We start from the raw sequence: 18,696 nt of genomic DNA on the forward strand, positions 1-18,696 counted from the left end.
AAAGGCTTACCCGATCCCCCTTCCCGCGCCACCACGGCGCACTCCAGCTTCGGCAACTGCGAATGCAGCCACCCTTCCCTGTTCGCCGTGCGCGAAGGCGTGGACTTCGAAGATGCATTGGTGCACCTGTCCACTCTGCTCAAGGGCGCGTTCGCCACCAACCTCAAGGCAATGGAACTGGCGACCGGCACCTGCCATGACCTGTTGCTGGGCAATGATCATGGGCTGGATGCGGCCAAGGCAGTGGTCGAGGCATTGCTCGATGGAGTGGAGATGCAACAGGTGGAGAAGGCGCGCTTGCGCACGGTTTGATGGGCAGCAATGCCGGGACCACATTGCGGTCCCCGGCTCGCTGCGACAGCAACCCTTACGCCTTGTCGGCAAGCCGCTGCACCAGCCCGTCGATGAACGCGACGGCGTTGATCACACCCTCATGCCCATCGGCGATCACCGTCGAACTGGCCAGCCCGTTGACCGAAGCCTGGGCCAGCAGCCCCGCCTCGCCCAGGCGTACCCGCTCGGCGCTGCGGCTTTCACTGGCCCACCAGCAGTCCACCTGAACCACCAGCGGGCGCAGGCGGAATGCCTGGCTCAGTTCGGCGTTGCGGTCGAGCACGGCGAAGCCGTCGACGATCTCCCGCTGCAAGTGCACATCCTCGTGAATGCTGCGCAGACGTTCGGCGCTGACATTCCCCGCGGCGGCCACCTGCGCGATGACCCACTCGGTCCTGTCGACCTCGGCCGGCAGACGCTCGGCCTCGTCGATGAAGCCAGCGATCCGCGCCTCGCCGACGCCCGGCGCAAAGGCCAGCAGGCCACGCAGCAGGCTCTCGTCCGCCCGCGCCACCTGCACCACCTCGACAGACTCGGCGTCGAGACCGGATACTTCCTGCGGCAGCTGGGTGTCGACCAGGCCGACGAAACCGACCTGCTGGCCGGCCTGCTCCAGGGAGTAAGCCACCTCCAGCGCCAGGGCGCCACCCATGGACCAACCCAGCAGATGGTACGGGCCGCTGGCCTGGGTACGGCGAATCTGCTCGACGTAATAGCCGACCATCGCCGCCCAGGATTCGTCCACCCAGCCCGGCTCGGCATAGCAGCGGTTGACCAGGCCATACACCGGGCGCTCATCGGCCAGGCGGCTGGCCAGCGGGTAGTAGGCGTAGGCACCGCCGCCACCCGGCGGCAGGCAGAACAGCGCCGGGCGCTGGCGCTGGCAGCCGTTGAGGTTGATTACCGGCGATTTCAGGCGATCCTTGCCGCCACCGATGAAGTTGGCCAGTTCCTCGAAGCTGGCCATCAGCATGAACTCATGCAGGCTGATATTGATGGCGAAGGCTTCGCGCACCTTGTTCACCAGGGTGATCACCAGCAGCGAGTGGCCGCCGAGTTCGAAGAAGTTGTCGTGCAGGCCGACCTGCTCGACCTTCAGCACCTCGGCCCAGATCGCCGCCAGTTGCTGCTCCAGTGCCGTGCGCGGGGCCACGTAGCCCTGTTGCAGCTGGCTGGCGTCCGGCTTGGGCAGGGCCTTGCGGTCCAGCTTGCCGTTGGCGGTCAATGGCCACTGCGCCAAGACCAGGAAGTGCGTCGGCACCATGTAGTCCGGCAGGTTGGCTTTGAGGTGCTGTTTCAGCGCGTCACGCAGGGTTGCATGGTCGGCTGATGAATCTTGAGCGATCAGGTAGGCCGCCAGTTGCTTGCCCCCTGCCCCGTCGATATCCAGCACCAGCACTTCGCGCACCGCCGCATGTTCTTGCAGGCGCGCTTCGATCTCGCCCAGTTCGATACGGAAGCCGCGGATCTTCACCTGGTGGTCGATCCGGCCCACGTACTCGATCACACCCTGCTCGCGGTAACGCGCCAGGTCGCCGGTGCGGTACAGGCGTCCGCCTTCGCTGGAGAACGGGTCCGGCACAAAGCGTTCGGCAGTCAGCGAGGCACGGTTGTGGTAACCCCGCGCCAGGCCGGCATGGCCGACATGCAGCTCGCCGGTGCAGCCCTTGGCCACCGGGTTGAAGTCTGCGTCCAGCACGTACATCGACAAATCGGGGATCGCCGCACCGATCGGGCTGCCCGCTTGTTGCGTGTCGACAAAACGGATCGGCCGGTAGGTCACGTGGACCGTGGTCTCGGTGATGCCGTACATGTTGATCAGGTTGTCGCAGTCCTCGCCGAAGCGCTCGAACCACGGTTGCAACGCAGCCACGTCCAGGGCTTCGCCGCCGAAAATCACGTAACGCAGCGAAAGGTCGGATGCACTGTCACAGGCCACCCGCATCAGCGGCTTGAACGCCGATGGGGTCTGGTTCAGCACGGTCACGCCCTGCTCCACCAGCAACTGGTGGAAGTCTTCCGGCGAACGGGTCACTTCACGCGGCACGATCACCAGGCGACCGCCGTGCAGCAGCGCGCCGAAGATCTCCCACACGGAGAAGTCGAACGCATAGGAGTGGAACAGCGTCCACACATCCTGCGGGCCGAAGCCGAACCAGGCATCGGTGGCCTTGAACAGGCGCAGCAGGTTGTGGTGCGGCAGCAGCGTGCCTTTCGGTTTGCCGGTGGAACCGGACGTGTAGATCACATAGGCCAGGTTGTCTGGCTGGGTCAGGTGCTCGGGGTTTTCGTCGCTGTAACCGGCCAGATCATCCTCCAGCTGCAGGCTGCGAACGTGCGCCGGCACCGGCAGCCCGGCCAGCAGATGGTCTTGAGTAAGCAGCAACTGAATACCGCTGTCTTCCATCATGTAGCTCAGGCGATCCTGCGGGTATTCCGGATCCAGCGGCACATAGGCGCCCCCGGCCTTGAGGATCGCCAGCAGGCCGACGATCATCTCGAAACCACGCTCCACGGCGATGCCCACCAGCACATCCGGCCCCACGCCCTGCGCGCGCAGCTTGTGCGCCAGGCGGTTGGCGCGGCGGTTGAGCTGGTCGTAGCTCAACGCCTGCCCGGCGAAGGTCACGGCGATCGCTTCAGGCGTGCGCGCCGCCTGCTGCTCGATCAGCGCATGGGCGCAGGCCGAGCTTGGATAGCTATCGATCACTTGTAGCGGCGCGGTGCTCAGCACCAGCTCACCCAACGCCCGCTGCGACGAGTCCGCCAACCCTTCCAGGAGCTCGACGAAATGTGCCGCGATCTGCCCGACAGCCGATTCGGCATAGCTGGCGCGGTCGAACTTGAAGCTGGCCGACAGTTTTTCGCCCACCTGGGCCACCAGCGTCAGCGGATAGTTGGTCTGCTCCAGGCTGGCCACCTCGCCGAACACCAGCCCCTGGGGAGCGCCTTGCTGCAGCGCCTCCGACACCGGGTAGTTCTCGAACACCAGGATATTGTCGAACAGTGCCTCACCGCTCCAGCCGGCCCAGCGCTGGATCTCGTACAGGGGCGTGTGCTCGTGCTCGCGCAGGGCCAGGTTCAACCCTTGCACGTGCTGTACCCAGTCGCCCACGGTCTGCTCCGGACGTGGGCTGGCAACCACCGGCAAGGTATTGATGAACAGCCCCAGCTGCTCCTCGACGCCCGCGAGCTCCGCCGGGCGGCCGGCCACGGTGGCGCCGAAGGTCACGCAGGCCTGCCCGGTGTAGCGCTGCAACAGCAACAGCCACGCGGCCTGGACCAGGGTGTTGAGGGTGATCCGCTGGTCCCGGGCAAACTCGCCCAGGCGCTGGGTACGCTGTGCATCCAGGCTGATCTGATGCTCGGCCTGCCCGTGGCCCTGGGCTTCGGCCCTGAAGGCCTGGGCCAGCCGCGTAGGCTCGTCCAGTTCCGCCGTACGCTCGCGCCAGAAGCGCTCGCTGGCGGCCTGGTCCTGGCGCTGCAGCCATTGGATATAGTCGCGGTAACGGCTGTTCTTGCCTGCCGGGGTGACACCGGCGTAACGCTGCAGCACCTCGCCGAACAGGCGCGAGCTGCTCCAGCCATCGAGCAGGATATGGTGGTTGGTCAGCACCAGCTGGTACTGCTGTTCGGCGCTGCGGATCACCGCCAGGCGCAGCAGCGGACCGCTGGCCAGGTCGAAACCGGCACGCAGGTCGGCCTCGGTCCATTCCTGCAACGCCCGCGGCAGGTCGGCCTGGTCACGCCAGTCGAGCTCGACCAGCGGCAGCCGCGCCTGGCGCTGCACCACTTGCAGTGACTGGTCGTAGCCACTGAAGAAACTGCTGCGCAGCACTTCGTGGTTGTCCACGGTGGCCTGCAAGGCCGCGATGAAGCGCGGTACGTCCAGACCCTGCACCTCGACGCGAGTCTGGTTGATGTAGTTGCCCGCCTCCTGCTGGTACAGGCTGTGGAACAGCATGCCCTGCTGCATCGGCGACAGCGGGTAGATGTCTTCGATGTTGTCCGCCGCCACCGGCAGCGCCGCCAGCTGACGCTGGTCGAGGTTGGCCAGCGGGAAGTCCGAAGGCGTCACACCCGCCACGCCCGGAGTGGTGCAGTGGCCGATCAACAGGCGCAACTCCTCAGCGTACTCGTCGGCCAGGCGCTGGATCTGCCCACGTTCGAACACGGCGCTGCTGAAGCTCCAGTCCAGCGCCAGTTCACCGGAGTAGACCTGGCCATCGATGCTGAGCAGGCTGCCCAGCGGCGCCTCCGGGCTTTGCCCCTGCCCCGCGCCTTCCGGCGCCGGGGTGAACAACCCTTGTTCGCTATCGAAGCTGCCGTCGAATTGCCCCAGGTAGTTGAACACGATGCTGCCCTGGGCCAGGGCGCCGAGGGTTTCGCGGGCCTGCGCGTCACCCAGGTAACGCAGCACATCGTAACCGATGCCCTTGGCCGGCACGGCGCGCAGTTGCTCCTTGACCGCCATCAGCGACGCGCCCAGGTCATCGGCGGGGGTCAGCTTCAACGGGTAGAGGCTGCTGAACCAGCCGACCGTGCGGGTGATGTCGAGGTCATCGAACAGGTCTTCGCGGCCATGGCCTTCCAGGCGGATCAGCGCGTGCGCCTCGCCGGTCCAGCGGCGGATGACCCGCGCCAGCGCCGTCAGCAGCAGGTCGTTGACCTGGGTGCGGTAGGCGGCCGGCGCCTCCTGCAGCAGTTGCCGGGTCAGTTCGGCGTTCAGGTGGGTGCGCACCGAGATTTCATGCTTGCGCTGCTGGCCACCCTGCGGGTTCGCCCCAGGCAGGACGTCGCTGACACCCTGTAACTGCGCTTGCCAGTAGGCCAGCTCGGCCACCATCGCGGGGCTGCGGGCGTGCTCGCGCAGGTGCTCGGCCCAGGCCTTGAGCGAACTGCTCTTGGCCGGCAGCACCGGCGCCTTGCCGGCCAGCAGTGCCTGGCAGGCCAGCTGCAGGTCTTCGAGCAGGACGCGCCAGGACACGCCATCGACCACCAGGTGGTGGATCACCACCAGCAGGCGCTGTTGCCCCTCGGGCAGGTCGATCAGCACCACGCGCAGCAGCGGGCCATTCTTCAGGTCCAGGCTACGCTGGGCCTCGTCGGCCAGTTCCGGCAGGCGCGCGGCATCGTCCAGCTGATGTACCCACAGCAACTGCTGCGCGTCGACCGGCGCGAACTGGCCTTGCCACTGGCCCTGGTCCTCGCTGAACCGCAGGCGCAGGGCGTCGTGCTGTTCCACCAGCAGCTTGAGCGCAGGTTGCAGCAAGGCCACCGTCAACGGCTGGCGCGGGGTCAGCAGCACCGCCTGGTTCCAGTGGTGGCGCTGGGGAATCGCGCTGTCGAAGAACCGCGCCTGGATCGGTAGCAGCGGCAGGTTGCCGCTGACCTGCTCGACCACCTCGGCCGCCGGCTTCTTCTCGATCAGCTTGGCCACCGCCGCCAGTTGGCCGATGGTCTGTTTCTCGAACAACTGCTTGGGGCTCAGCTTGATGCCCTGGCGCTTGGCGCGGGCAATGATCTGCAGGCTGAGGATCGAGTCGCCGCCCATCTCGAAGAAGTTGTCGGTGCTGCCCACTTGCTCACGCTTGAGCACCTCGCACCAGATCGCCGCGAGTTTCTCTTCGATTTCACCCACCGGCGCGACAAAGCGCTGCTTGGCCACCACCCCGGGTCTGGGCAGGGCACGCTTGTCCAGCTTGCCATTGGCGGTCAGCGGCAGGCGTTCGAGCAGCAGCACCTGCGCCGGCACCAGGTACTCTGGCAGGCGCTCCAGCAAGGCCTGACGCAGGGCCTCGGCCTGCAGCTCGACACCCGCCGCCGGTACGGCCCAGGCCACCAGTTGCAGGCGCGTAGGGTCGCTGTCCAGGGGCAGTGCCAGCACCACGGCCTCGGCCACGCCGGGAAGGCCTTGCAGTACCTGGCCGACCTCGCCCGGCTCGACCCGGTAACCACGGATCTTCACCTGGTCGTCGCCACGGCCCAGGTACTCCAGCACACCCTGGTCCAGGCGTGCGCGGTCACCGGCACGGTACAGCCGCTGGCCGTTGTCACCGAACGGATCGGGGACGAAACGCTCGGCGGTCAACCCCGGCTGGCCGACATAACCCTGGGCCAGGCCCTGGCCGCCCAGGTACAGCTCGCCGGCCACGCGCTCGGACAGCGGATTGAGGTAGGCGTCCAGCACCCGCGCCTGGCCGTTGTCCAGCGGTCGGCCGACCGGCACGCTGCGCCAGCCGGGCAGGCGCTTGCCGACTTCGTGGGTGAGGATGCCCACGGTGGTCTCGGTCGGGCCGTAGTGGTTGATGATCCGGCAGCCGGGCTTCAGGCGGCGGATCTGCTCGATCAGCGCCCAGGAACTGGCCTCGCCACCAAGGATCAGCAGTTGCTCGGGCAACACCCGCTCCGGCTGCGCGGCCTGCAACAGGCCCTGCAGGTGGCTCGGCACGATCTTCAGCACATCGACGCGGTGCTCGGCCATGTAGCTGGCGAAGGCATCCGGATCGAAACCCTGGTCGTGGCCCAGCAGGTGCAGCAGCCGGCCCGAGGCCAGCGCGCCAAAGAGCACGGTGTGGCCGAGGTCGGCGGCCACGGTGGAGACCATCGCCAGGCTGGCGCCGGGCTGCAAGTCCAGGCGTTGCAGCACGCCCTGCAGGTAGTTGGCCAGCGCCCCGTGGCTGACCACCACGCCCTTGGGTTGCCCGGTGGAACCCGAGGTATAGATGATGTAGGCCGCCTGCTGCGGCAAGACACGCACCGCCGGAGGCTGGTCGTCGCAGTCGCCATACAACGAAGCGTCATAGGCCACGGCGCGGCACACGCCCAGCCCCGCCGCCTGGGCGTCGCCCTGGGCATGCACCAGAAGCTGCGCGGCGCTGGCCTGCAGCAACTGCTGCAGACGCTCGGCCGGCTGGCGGCTGTCCAGCGGCAGGTACACCGCGCCCAGCTTTAGCACCGCCAGCAGGCTGGTCACCCACTCGATGGAGCGCTCCTGGCACAGCGCCACGGTCATGCCCGGGGCGATACCCTGCGCCTTGAGGTAATGCGCGAAACGGTTGGCCTGCTGCTCCAGCTCGGCGTAGGTGAGCGTGCGATCCCCAGCTCGCAATGCCGGCTGCCCACCCCCGGCTTGCAGGCCCTGACGCCACAGGGCGAGGAAGTCCTGCTGCGGCCAGCCTTGGGCAGCGGTTTCGACCTGCTCAGCCTGGGCGTCCGGGTGATCGAGCAATGCCGCGTCGGGGTGCTCGACAAGCGTACGCAACACGGCCTGGAACGAAGCGGCCATGCGCTCGATGGTCGCGGCTTCGAACAGATCGGTGCTGTAGGTGAAGTAGCCTTGCAGGCCGTCGGGGGTTTCGGTGAAGTCGTAGGCCAGGTCGAAGCGCGCATCGCTGCCCTCGACCGAAAAACCGCTGACACTCAGCTCACCCAGCGTCTGCCGGGCCTGGGCGCCGGCCTCGGTATCGGCCATGTTCTGGTTGATCTTCACCTGGAACAGCGGGTTGTGGCCCAGGTTGCGCTCCGGCGCCAGGGCGTCGACCAGGTGCTCGAACGGCAGTTCCTGGTGCGATTGCGCGCCACTGACCACCTGCTTCACCTGTTCCAGCAGCGCCGCGCCACTCTGGCGCTCGTCCACCTGCACCCGCAGCACCTGGGTGTTGATGAAGAAGCCGATCAGGCCTTCGACTTCCTTGCGGTTGCGCCCGGCGTTGGGCGCGCCGATGCGGATGTCGGCCTGGCCGCTGTAGCGCGACAGGGTCACGGCCAGCGCCGCCAGGGTCAGCATGAACACGGTCTGGCCCTGGCTGCGCGCCTGGGCCTTGAGCTGCGCCGACAGCGCCGCCGGCACATCGCTGCGCAGCGTCGCGCCACGGTAGCTGGGGTGCGCCGGACGCTCGTGGTCCAGTGGCAGGTCCAGTACCGGGTGTTCATCGCCCAGCTGCTGCTTCCAATACTGCAACTGGCGCTCGCCCTCGCCGGCCTCCAGCCAGGCGCGTTGCCAGATCGCGTAGTCGGCGTATTGCACCTCCAGCGGCGGCAGGTTGGCGTCACGGCCTTGCGACAGCGCCTCGTACAGGTGCACGAACTCCTGCACCATCAGCTCGCCCGACCAGCCGTCGGAGACGATATGGTGCATGCACACCGTCAGCACGTGCTCGGTCGGTGCCAGGCGCAACAGCCGGACCCGCAGCAGCGGGCCTTCGAGCAGGTCGAACGGCGCATCCAGCGCCTCGCGCACCGCAGTACGCAGGCACTGCTCGATATCCTCGCCCGGCCCGGCCTGCACCTCGCGCACCTCCAGGCCAACGCCCGGCTGCTCGAGGACCTGCTGGTGGAACTCGCCCTGCTCGGAGACAAAGCGCGTGCGCAGGCTCTCATGGCGCCGCACCAGCGCATCCAGGGCCTGGGCCAAGGCCTGCTGGTTCAGCGAACCGCTCAGGCGCACCGCCATCGGCACGTTGTAGAAGCTGCTGTGCGGCTCCAGCTGCCAGAGGAACAGCATGCGCTGCTGGGCATAGGACAGCGGGATGCGCGGGCTGTCGTGACGGGTCACGGCGATGGGCAGCAAGCGGAAGCTCTGCCCGGTCTCGCGCATCTTGTCGAGGATCTGCCGACGCTGCTCCAGGGCAAGGCCGACAAAGCGCTTGGCGATACGTTCTGCTGTGCTCTTGTCCATCTCAGACGCCCGCCATTTCATTCATCATTCTTTCGATATCGGACAAGCCGTCCTCGCTCAACGACAAGCCGGTGCTGGCACAAGCCTGGGCAAAATCATTCAATTGCGGTTTCTCGAATAGCAGGCGCAGGGGGATGTCGATGCCCAGGCCCGAGTTGATCTTGGAAATCAGCTGGGCCGCCAGCAGCGAGTGCCCGCCCAGCTCGAAGAAGTCATCGCCCAGGCCCACACGCTCGACCTGCAGCACCTCGGCCCAGAGCGCCGCCAGCTGTTGCTCCAGTTCACTGACCGGGGCCACGTAGGCCGGCTGCGACTGGCGGGTATCGGGGGCCGGCAGCGCCTTGCGGTCGAGCTTGCCGTTGGGCAGCAGCGGCATGCGTTCGAGCAGCACCAGGTACATCGGCACCATGTAGTCCGGCAGGCTGGCGCCCAGGTGCGCCTTCAGCTCGGCGCGCAGGCCGTCCTCGGCCTCGGGCATGGCGTTGGGCACCAGGTAGGCCGCCAGTTGCTTGCCGCCCGGGCCATCGATATCGACCACCAGCACTTCGCGCACCGCCGGGTGCTCGCGCAGGCGCGCCTCGATCTCGCCCAGCTCGATACGGAAGCCGCGGATCTTCACCTGATGGTCGATACGCCCGGCGTACTCGACCACGCCGTGCTCGCGATAGCGCGCCAGGTCGCCGGTGCGGTACAGGCGCCCGCCCGGCGTCGTCGCGAACGGGTCGGGGATGAAGCGTTCGGCGGTCAGCCCCGGACGATTGTGATAGCCGCGGGCGAGCAGCTCGCCACCGACCAGCAGTTCACCGATGGCGCCCGGCAGGGCCAGGTCGGCATCGGCGTCCACCAGGTGGATCGAGCGACCGCCCAGGGCCTTGCCGATCGGGATCTGCACCGGCAGGGGTTGCTCGCCGGTGACATAGGCGCTGCAGTCGTGGCTCATGACGCTGACGGTGGCCTCGGTCGGCCCGTAGGTATTGAGCAGGCGCACATGGCCGAGCCCGGCCTGTTGCCAGGCCAGCACGCCATCGGCGGCCATGGCCTCGCCGCCCATGTGGATGCGCCGCAGCGAACCATAGTCGCGCGGGCCTTTGGCCGCGAAGTCCTTGGCCAACAGGTACCAGTAGGCGGTTGGCAGGTCGGCGAAGGTGATGCCCTGGGTCACCACTTCACGGTAGAAGGTCTCGCTGTCCCACAGCGTCGGGCCGCGCAGCACCACGCTGGCGCCGCAGATCAGCGCCGGGTAGAGCTGCTCGACGAAGGCGTCGAAGTTGAAGGTGGAGAACTGCAGCACCCGGTCGGCCGCCGACAGGCCGCAGAAACCCTGGGCGACATGGGCATGGCGGCTCAGGGCCGCAGCGCTGATGCCGACGCCCTTGGGGCGCCCGGTGGAACCGGAGGTGTACATGATGTACGCCAGGTTGTCGGGGTCGCCCAGCGCCGGCAGCGCATGGCTCGGCCAGGCATCGAGCGACTCGCTGTCCAGGCACAGGCTGCGCACCTGCGGTGCCATGGCCAGGTCTTGCAGTTGGGCGCTGTGGCCGAGCAACAGGGCGATGCCGCTGTCCTCCATCATGTAGGCCAGGCGCTCGTGCGGGTAGTCGGGATCCAGCGGCACATAGGCGCCGCCGGCCTTGAGCACGCCCAGCAGGCCGACCACCATGTCCAGGCTGCGCGGCAGGGCGATGCCCACGCGCACGTCCGGGCCGATGCCCGCCTCGCGCAGGCGATGGGCCAGCTGGTTGGCGCGCAGGTCCAGGGCCTGGTAGGTGAGCTGCTGCCCTTCGCAGATCAGCGCCGTGGCGTGCGGGGTACGCGCGGCCTGGTCGGCGATCAGCTGCTGCACGGTGCGCTGGTCAGGGTAGATCGCCTCGTGGCGGCTCCACTGCCCGAGGATGACCTGGCGCTGTGCCTCATCGAGCAGCGGCAGCTCGACGATCCGCTGGGCAGGCTGGGTGCTGACTGCCTGCAACAGGTTGAGCCAGTGCGCGGCCATGCGCTCGATGGTGGCGTGCTCGAACAGGTCGCTGACATAGGTCAGGGTCGCGCCGAGGCCGTCCTCGCTTTCGAAAGTATCCAGGGCCAGGTCGAGGTGCGCCGTGGGATTGCCCCAGCTCAGGCCTTCGATGCTCAGCCCAGGCAGTTCGCGCCCCTGGTCCGAGCGTTGGGCCTGGTGGTTGAACATCACCTGGAACAGCGGGTTGTGGCTCAGGCTGCGCTCCGGCTGCAGCGCTTCGACCAGTTGCTCGAAGGGCAGGTCCTGGTGCGCCTGGGCCTGCAAGGCGGCGTGCTTGACCTGTTGCAGCAACGCGCTGAAGGTCGTGTGCAGCTCGAACTGCGCCTTGAGCACCTGGGTGTTGACGAAGAAGCCGATCAAGCCTTCGGTCTCGGCCCGGGTGCGGTTGGCGATCGGCACGCCGACACGGATGTCGGCCTGCCCGGTCTGCCGGTGCAGCAAGCTCTGGAACGAAGCCAGCAGCAGCATGAACAGCGTCACCCCTTGCTGGCGCGCCTGCGCCTTCAAAGCCTGGACCAGCGGCGCCGGTACCTCGATGGCGAGGCTGCGACCGGCGTGGCTTTGCACAGTGGGCCGTGGATGATCGGTGGGCAGTTGCAGCACATAGTGCTCGCCGCCCAGCTGCGCCAGCCAGTAGTCCAGCTGGCGGGCCTGCTCGCCGGCCTCCATCCACTGGCGCTGCCAGACGGCATAGTCGGCGTACTGCACCGGCAAGGCCGGCTGTTCGGGTTGCCGGCCCTGGCTCAAGGCCAGGTAGGCGTCGACCACTTCATCGACCATGATCGGCATCGACCAGCCATCGGCGACGATATGATGCAGGGTCAGCACCAGCACGTGATCGTCCTCGGCCAGGCGCAGCAGGCGTACTCGCAACAGCGGCCCCTGGGTCAGGTCGAACGGGCGCTGGATCTCCCGAGCCACGCGCTCGCGGACCGCCTCGGTGGAGGTGTCCTGCAGCGATTCCATGACCAGGGTGAACGTCGTGGGCGCGTGGATACACTGCTGCGCTTCGCCACCTTGCTGATCGAAGGTGGTGCGCAGGCTCTCATGGCGAGCGATCAGGGTCTCGAAGGCCTGACGCAACGCCTCGGGGTTCAGTCGCCCCTTCAGTTGCAGGGCTGCAGGGATGTGGTAGGCGGCGCTATCCGGCTCCAGTTGCCAGAGGAACCACTGGCGTTGCTGGGCGTACGACAGCACCAGCGGCTGGTTGCGGTCCGCCACGGTAATGGCGGGGGCCTGGCTGGCCGCACCCTCGCCTGCGGCCTGGGCGAAGGCCTGCAGGTCGGCGGATTCGAACAGGCTACGCAGCGACACTTCCACATTCAGGCGCTGGCGGATGCGCGAGGTGACCTGGGTGGCCAGCAACGAGTGGCCGCCGAGTTCGAAGAAGTTGTCGTGCAGGCCGACCTGCTCGACCTTCAGCACCTCGCTCCAGATCGCCGCCAGTTGCTGCTCCAGCGCCGTGCTCGGGGCCACGTAGCCCTGTTGCAGCTGGCTGGCATCCGGCTTCGGCAGGGCCTTGCGGTCCAGCTTGCCGTTGGCGGTCAGCGGCCACTGGTTCAAGACCAGGAAGTGCGTCGGCACCATGTAGTCCGGCAGGTTGGCTTTGAGGTGCTGTTTCAGCGTGTCGCGCAGGGTTGCGTGATCGGCAGCTGGATCTTGAGCGATCAGGTAGGCCGCCAGTTGCTTGCCCCCTGCCCCGTCGATATCCAGCACCAGCACTTCACGCACCGCCGCATGCTCTTGCAGGCGCGCTTCGATCTCGCCCAGTTCGATACGGAAGCCACGGATCTTCACCTGGTGGTCGATCCGGCCCACGTACTCGATCACGCCCTGTTCGCGGTAACGCGCCAGGTCGCCGGTGCGGTACAGGCGTCCGCCTTCGCTGGAGAACGGGTCCGGCACGAAGCGTTCGGCAGTCAGCGAGGCGCGGTTGTGGTAACCCCGTGCCAGGCCAGCGTGGCCGACATGCAGCTCGCCCGTGCAGCCCTTGGCCACCGGATTGAAATCTGCGTCCAGCACGTACATCGACAGGTCCGGAATCGCCGCACCGATCGGGCTGCCCGCCTGTTGCGTGTCGGCAAAACGGATCGGCCGGTAGGTCACGTGCACCGTGGTCTCGGTGATGCCGTACATGTTGATCAGGTTGTCGCACTCTTCGCCGAAGCGCTCGAACCATGGCTGCAAAGCGGCCAGATCCAGGGCTTCGCCGCCGAAGATCACGTAGCGCAGCGCCAGATCGGCAGTGCTGTCACAGGCCACGCGCATCAGCGGCTTGAACGCCGACGGGGTCTGGTTCAGCACGGTCACGCCCTGCTCCACCAGCAACTGGTGGAAGTCCTCCGGCGAGCGGGTCACCTCACGCGGCACGATCACCAGACGACCGCCATGCAGCAGCGCACCGAAGATCTCCCACACCGAGAAGTCGAAGGCGTACGAGTGGAACAGCGTCCACACATCCTGCGCATCAAAGCCAAACCAGGCGTCCGTCGCCTTGAACAGGCGCAGCAGGTTGTGGTGCGGCAGCAGCGTGCCTTTTGGCTTGCCGGTCGAGCCCGAGGTGTAGATCACATAGGCCAGGTTGTCTGGCTGGGTCAGGTGCTCGGGGTTTTCGTCGCTATAGTCGGTCAGATCATCTTCGAGAGACAGGCTGCGCACGTGCGCCGGCACCGGCAGCCCGGCCAGCAGATGGCCTTGAGTCAGCAGCAACTGAATGCCGCTGTCTTCCATCATGTAGCTCAGGCGATCCTGCGGGTATTCCGGGTCCAGCGGCACATAGGCGCCCCCGGCCTTGAGGATCGCCAGCAGGCCGACGATCATCTCGAACCCGCGCTCCACCGCGATGCCCACCAGCACATCCGGCCCCACGCCCTGCGCGCGCAGCTTGTGCGCCAGGCGGTTGGCGCGGCGGTTGAGCTGGTCATAGCTCAATATCTGCCCGGCGAAGGTCACGGCGATCGCTTCCGGTGTACGCACCGCCTGCTGCTCGATCAGCGCGTGAGCGCACTCGGAGCTTGGGTAACGTTGTACATGCGCTTGCCGCTCATCCAACTCGAGCGCATCGAGCAACGGCAACTGCGCCACGCGTTGGGCGCTGTCCTGGCAGATGCCCTGCAACAGATTGCGCCAGTACCCACCCAGACGCTCGGCAGTGGCCGGATCGAACAATGCAGTGGCGTAGGTCAGGATGGCGCTCAACCCCGCGTCGTGCTCGACCGTGTTCAGGACCAGGTCGAACTGGGTGCTGCGGTCTTCCCAACCCAGCCCCTCGATCCGCAGCCCGGCCAGTTCCTGGGCCATGCCGGGGTTTTCCGCCTTGTGGTTGAACAGCACCTGGAACAGTGGGCTGTGGCTCAGGCTGCGCTCGGGCTGCAGCGCCTCGACCAGTTGCTCGAACGGCAGGTCCTGGTGCGCCTGGGCCTGCACGGCGGTGTGCCGGACCTGTTGCAGCAACCCGGCGAAGGTGGTTTGCGGCGCGAACTCAGCCTTGAGCACCTGGGTGTTGACGAAGAAGCCGATCAGGCCCTCGGTCTCGGCCCGGTTGCGGTTGGCGACCGGGACGCCGACGCGCACCTGCGATTGACCACTGAGGCGGTGCAGCAGCACCTGGAACGAGGCCAGCAACAGCATGAACAGGGTCACGCCCTGTTGCCGTGCGGTGGCTTTCAGCGCCTCGGCGAGTTCCGGCTCCAGGTGGATATCCAGGCGTGCCCCGGCATGACTCAGCTGCAATGGGCGTGGGCGGTCGGCAGGCAACTCCAGCACCGGTTGCTCGTCGCCCAGTTGCTGGCGCCAGTAGTCGAGCTGGCGCGCCTGCTCGCCCGCCGCCATCCACTGGCGCTGCCAGGCGGCATAATCGGCGTACTGGAACGCCAGGGCCGGCAGTTGCGCCTCGGCGCCCTGACGGTACCCGGCATACAGACGCACCACTTCATCGACCATGATCGGCATCGACCAACCATCGGCGACGATATGGTGCAGGGTCAGTACCAGCACATGCTCGTCGGCGGCCAGGCGCAGCAGGCGGGCGCGCAGCAACGGGCCGTGTTCCAGGTCGAACGGCTGCGCGGTCTCCTGCGCGATTCGCGCCTGCAGCGCCTCGCTCGCCACCGTCTCGACCGGCAAGTCGAAGTCACCTGCGGCATGGATGCGTTGCCAGGCCTGTTCACCTTCCTGATGGAACGTAGTACGCAGGGTTTCGTGGCGGGCGATCAGCGCGGCGAAGCTGCTGCGCAGCGCCTCGATATCCAGCTCGCCCTTCAGGCGCAGGGCCGATGGGATGTTGTAGGCGGCGCTGGCCGGCTCCAGCTGCCAGAGGAACCACTGGCGTTGCTGGGCGTAGGACAAGGCCAGCGGCTGGTTGCGATCCACGACGCTGAACACCGGCGCCTGGCTGGCCGCGCCTTGGCCGCCGGCCTGGGCGAAGGCTTGCAGGTCGGCGGACTCGAACAGGCTGCGCAGCGGGACTTCCAGGTCCAGGCGCTGGCGGATGCGCGAGGTGACCTGGGTGGCCAGCAATGAATGGCCGCCGAGTTCGAAGAAGTTATCGTGCAGGCCCACTTGCTCGACCTTGAGCACCTCGCTCCAGATCGCCGCCAGTTGCTGCTCCAGCGCCGTGCGCGGGGCCACGTAGCCCTGTTGCAGTTGGCTGGCGTCCGGCTTGGGCAGGGCCTTGCGGTCCAGCTTGCCGTTGGCGGTCAATGGCCACTGGTCCAAGACCAGGAAGTGCGTCGGCACCATGTAGTCCGGCAGGTTGGCTTTGAGGTGCTGTTTCAGCGTGTCGCGCAGGGTTGCGTGATCGGCAGCTGGATCTTGAGCGATCAGGTAGGCCGCCAGTTGCTTGCCCCCTGCCCCGTCGATATCCAGCACCAGCACTTCGCGCACCGCCGCATGCTCTTGCAGGCGCGCTTCGATCTCGCCCAGTTCGATACGGAAGCCACGGATCTTCACCTGGTGGTCGATCCGGCCCACGTACTCGATCACGCCCTGCTCGCGGTAACGCGCCAGGTCGCCGGTGCGGTACAGGCGTCCGCCTTCGCTGGAGAACGGGTCCGGCACGAAGCGTTCGGCGGTCAGCGAGGCGCGGCTGTGATAACCCCGTGCCAAGCCGGCGTGGCCGACATGCAGCTCGCCCGTGCAGCCCTTGGCCACCGGATTGAAGTCAGCGTCCAGCACATACATCGACAGGTCCGGAATTGCCGCGCCGATCGGGCTGCCCGCCTGTTGCGTGTCGGCAAAGCGGATCGGCCGGTAGGTCACGTGCACCGTGGTCTCGGTGATGCCGTACATGTTGATCAGGTTGTCGCACTCTTCGCCGAAGCGCTCGAACCATGGCTGCAAAGCGGCCACATCCAGGGCTTCGCCGCCGAAGATCACGTAGCGCAGCGCCAGATCAGCAGTACTGTCACAGGCCACGCGCATCAGCGGCTTGAACGCCGACGGGGTCTGGTTCAGCACGGTCACGCCCTGCTCCACCAGCAACTGGTGGAAGTCCTCCGGCGAGCGGGTCACCTCACGCGGCACGATCACCAGACGACCGCCATGCAGCAGCGCACCGAAGATCTCCCACACCGAGAAGTCGAAGGCGTACGAGTGGAACAGCGTCCACACATCCTGCGCATCAAAGCCAAACCAGGCGTCCGTCGCCTTGAACAGGCGCAGCAGGTTGTGGTGCGGCAGCAGCGTGCCTTTTGGCTTGCCGGTCGAGCCCGAGGTGTAGATCACATAGGCCAGGTTGTCTGGCTGGGTCAGGTGCTCGGGGTTTTCGTCGCTATAGCCGGTCAGATCATCTTCGAGAGACAGGCTGCGCACGTGCGCCGGCACCGGCAGCCCGGCCAGCAGATGGCCTTGAGTCAGCAGCAACTGAATGCCGCTGTCCTCCATCATGTAGCTCAGGCGATCCTGCGGGTACTCCGGATCCAGCGGCACATAGGCGCCCCCGCCCTTGAGGATCGCCAGCAGGCCGACGATCATCTCGAACCCGCGCTCCACGGCGATGCCCACCAGCACATCCGGCCCCACGCCCTGTGCGCGCAGCTTGTGTGCCAGGCGGTTGGCGCGGCGGTTGAGCTGGTCATAGCTCAGCGCCTGCCCGGCGAAGGTCACGGCGATCGCTTCAGGCGTGCGCGCCGCCTGCTGCTCGATCAGCGCATGGGTGCATTCGGTACTCGGGTAACGCTGCACATCAGCCGTCCACGCCCCCAGCTCTGCCGCATCGAGCAACGGCAACTGCGCCACACGCTGGGCGTGATCCGCACAGATGCCCTGCAACAAGTTGCGCCAATGCCGGCCGATGCGCTCGACCGTGGCCGCATCGAACAGCGAGGTGGCATAGGTGAACGCCGCAATCAGCCCACCCTCGTGCTCGGCCGTGTTGAGGATCAGGTCGAACTGGGTGGTCTGCGCTTCCCAGCTCAAGCCCTCGACCTGCAACCCGCCCAGCTCACGGACCATGCCCGGGCTCTCGGCCTGGTGGTTGAACAGCACCTGGAACAGCGGGTTGTGGCTCATGCTGCGTTCGGGCTGCAGCGCCTCGACCAGTTGCTCGAACGGCAGGTCCTGGTGCGCCTGGGCCTGCAGCGAGGTTTCACGCACCTGCTGCAGCAACGCGGCAAAGGTGGTCTGCGGCGCGAACTCGGCCTTGAGCACCTGGGTGTTGACGAAGAAGCCGATCAGCCCCTGGGTTTCGGCACGGGTACGGTTGGCCACCGGCACGCCGACACGGATGTCGGCCTGCCCGCTGTAGCGATGCAGCAGGGTCTGGAAGGAGGCCAGCAACAGCATGAACAGGGTCACCCCCTGCTGGCGCGCCAGGGCCTTGAGTCCCTGCGCCAGGGAGGCATCGATATCGATGCCCAGACGTGCGCCCTGGAAGCTCTGCACCGACGGCCGCGGGCGGTCGACAGGCAGCTCCAGCAACGGCTGCTCGCCCGCCAGTTGCTCGCGCCAGTAACCGAGCTGGCGCTCCTGCTCGCCCGCCTCCATCCAGTCGCGCTGCCACAGGGCGTAGTCGGCGTACTGGATCGGCAGCTCGACCAGGGTCACCGGCGAGCCCAGGCGCAAGCCCTCGTACAGGCGGATCAGCTCGTCCACCAGGATCGGCGTGGACCAGCCATCGGAAACGATATGGTGCACGGTCAGGATCAGCACATGCTCTTCAGGCCCCAGCACCAGCAGCCTGACCCGCAGCAACGGACCATGCTCCAGGTCGAACGGCTGCTGCACCTCGGCCTCTACCCGCGCGCGGATGGCTGCCTGCAGATCCGTCGAATCCGCAGGCACGAAGGGCTCCACCGCCAGCGCCACGGGCATTGGCGGATGGACGATCTGCACCGCCCCGTCACCTTCCTGGCGGAAGGTGGTGCGCAGGGTTTCGTGGCGCGCCACCAGGCTGTCGAAGCTGCGCTGCAACGCCTCGACATCCAGCGCGCCCTTGAGCCGCAGCGCCGCCGGGATGTTGTAGGCGGCGCTGTGCGGGTCGAGCTGCCAGAGGAACCACTGGCGCTGCTGTGCATAGGAAAGCGCTGCCCCGTCCGCCGAGTCCCTTCTGAAGATCGGGGTGACCCCGTAGAGGTTGACACCCTGGCGCTTGAGCAAGGCTGCCAATGCCTTGCGCTCCCTGGTGGACAGCGACTTTACGGAGTCGAGCAGCTCTTGCACTTTGAATGTC

The 18,696-nt window shown here is 67.0% G+C and carries 3 protein-coding genes; 1 reads left to right on the forward strand and 2 read right to left on the reverse strand.

The genetic code is table 11. The features are described from left to right. Positions 1–78: 78 nt before the first annotated feature. A complete protein-coding gene (locus LU688_RS16760) occupies positions 79–312 on the forward strand; it encodes a hypothetical protein (RefSeq protein ID WP_028689390.1) in 234 nt (77 codons plus the stop codon). 55 nt (positions 313–367) lie between these two features. On the opposite strand, the gene LU688_RS16765 is transcribed toward LU688_RS16760, so the two are convergent. Both LU688_RS16765 and LU688_RS16770 read right to left on the reverse strand, forming a co-directional pair. Next, complete coding sequence (locus LU688_RS16765) at positions 368–9,013, reverse strand: non-ribosomal peptide synthetase (RefSeq protein WP_232888161.1); 8,646 nt, start codon at positions 9,011–9,013, stop codon at positions 368–370. Position 9,014: 1 nt separating this feature from the next. After that, a complete protein-coding gene (locus LU688_RS16770; RefSeq protein ID WP_289678191.1) occupies positions 9,015–18,686 on the reverse strand; it encodes a non-ribosomal peptide synthetase in 9,672 nt (3,223 codons plus the stop codon). Positions 18,687–18,696 lie beyond the last annotated feature (10 nt).

This window comes from Pseudomonas soli, assembly GCF_021283165.2.
Classification (GTDB): Bacteria; Pseudomonadota; Gammaproteobacteria; order Pseudomonadales; family Pseudomonadaceae; genus Aquipseudomonas; species Aquipseudomonas soli.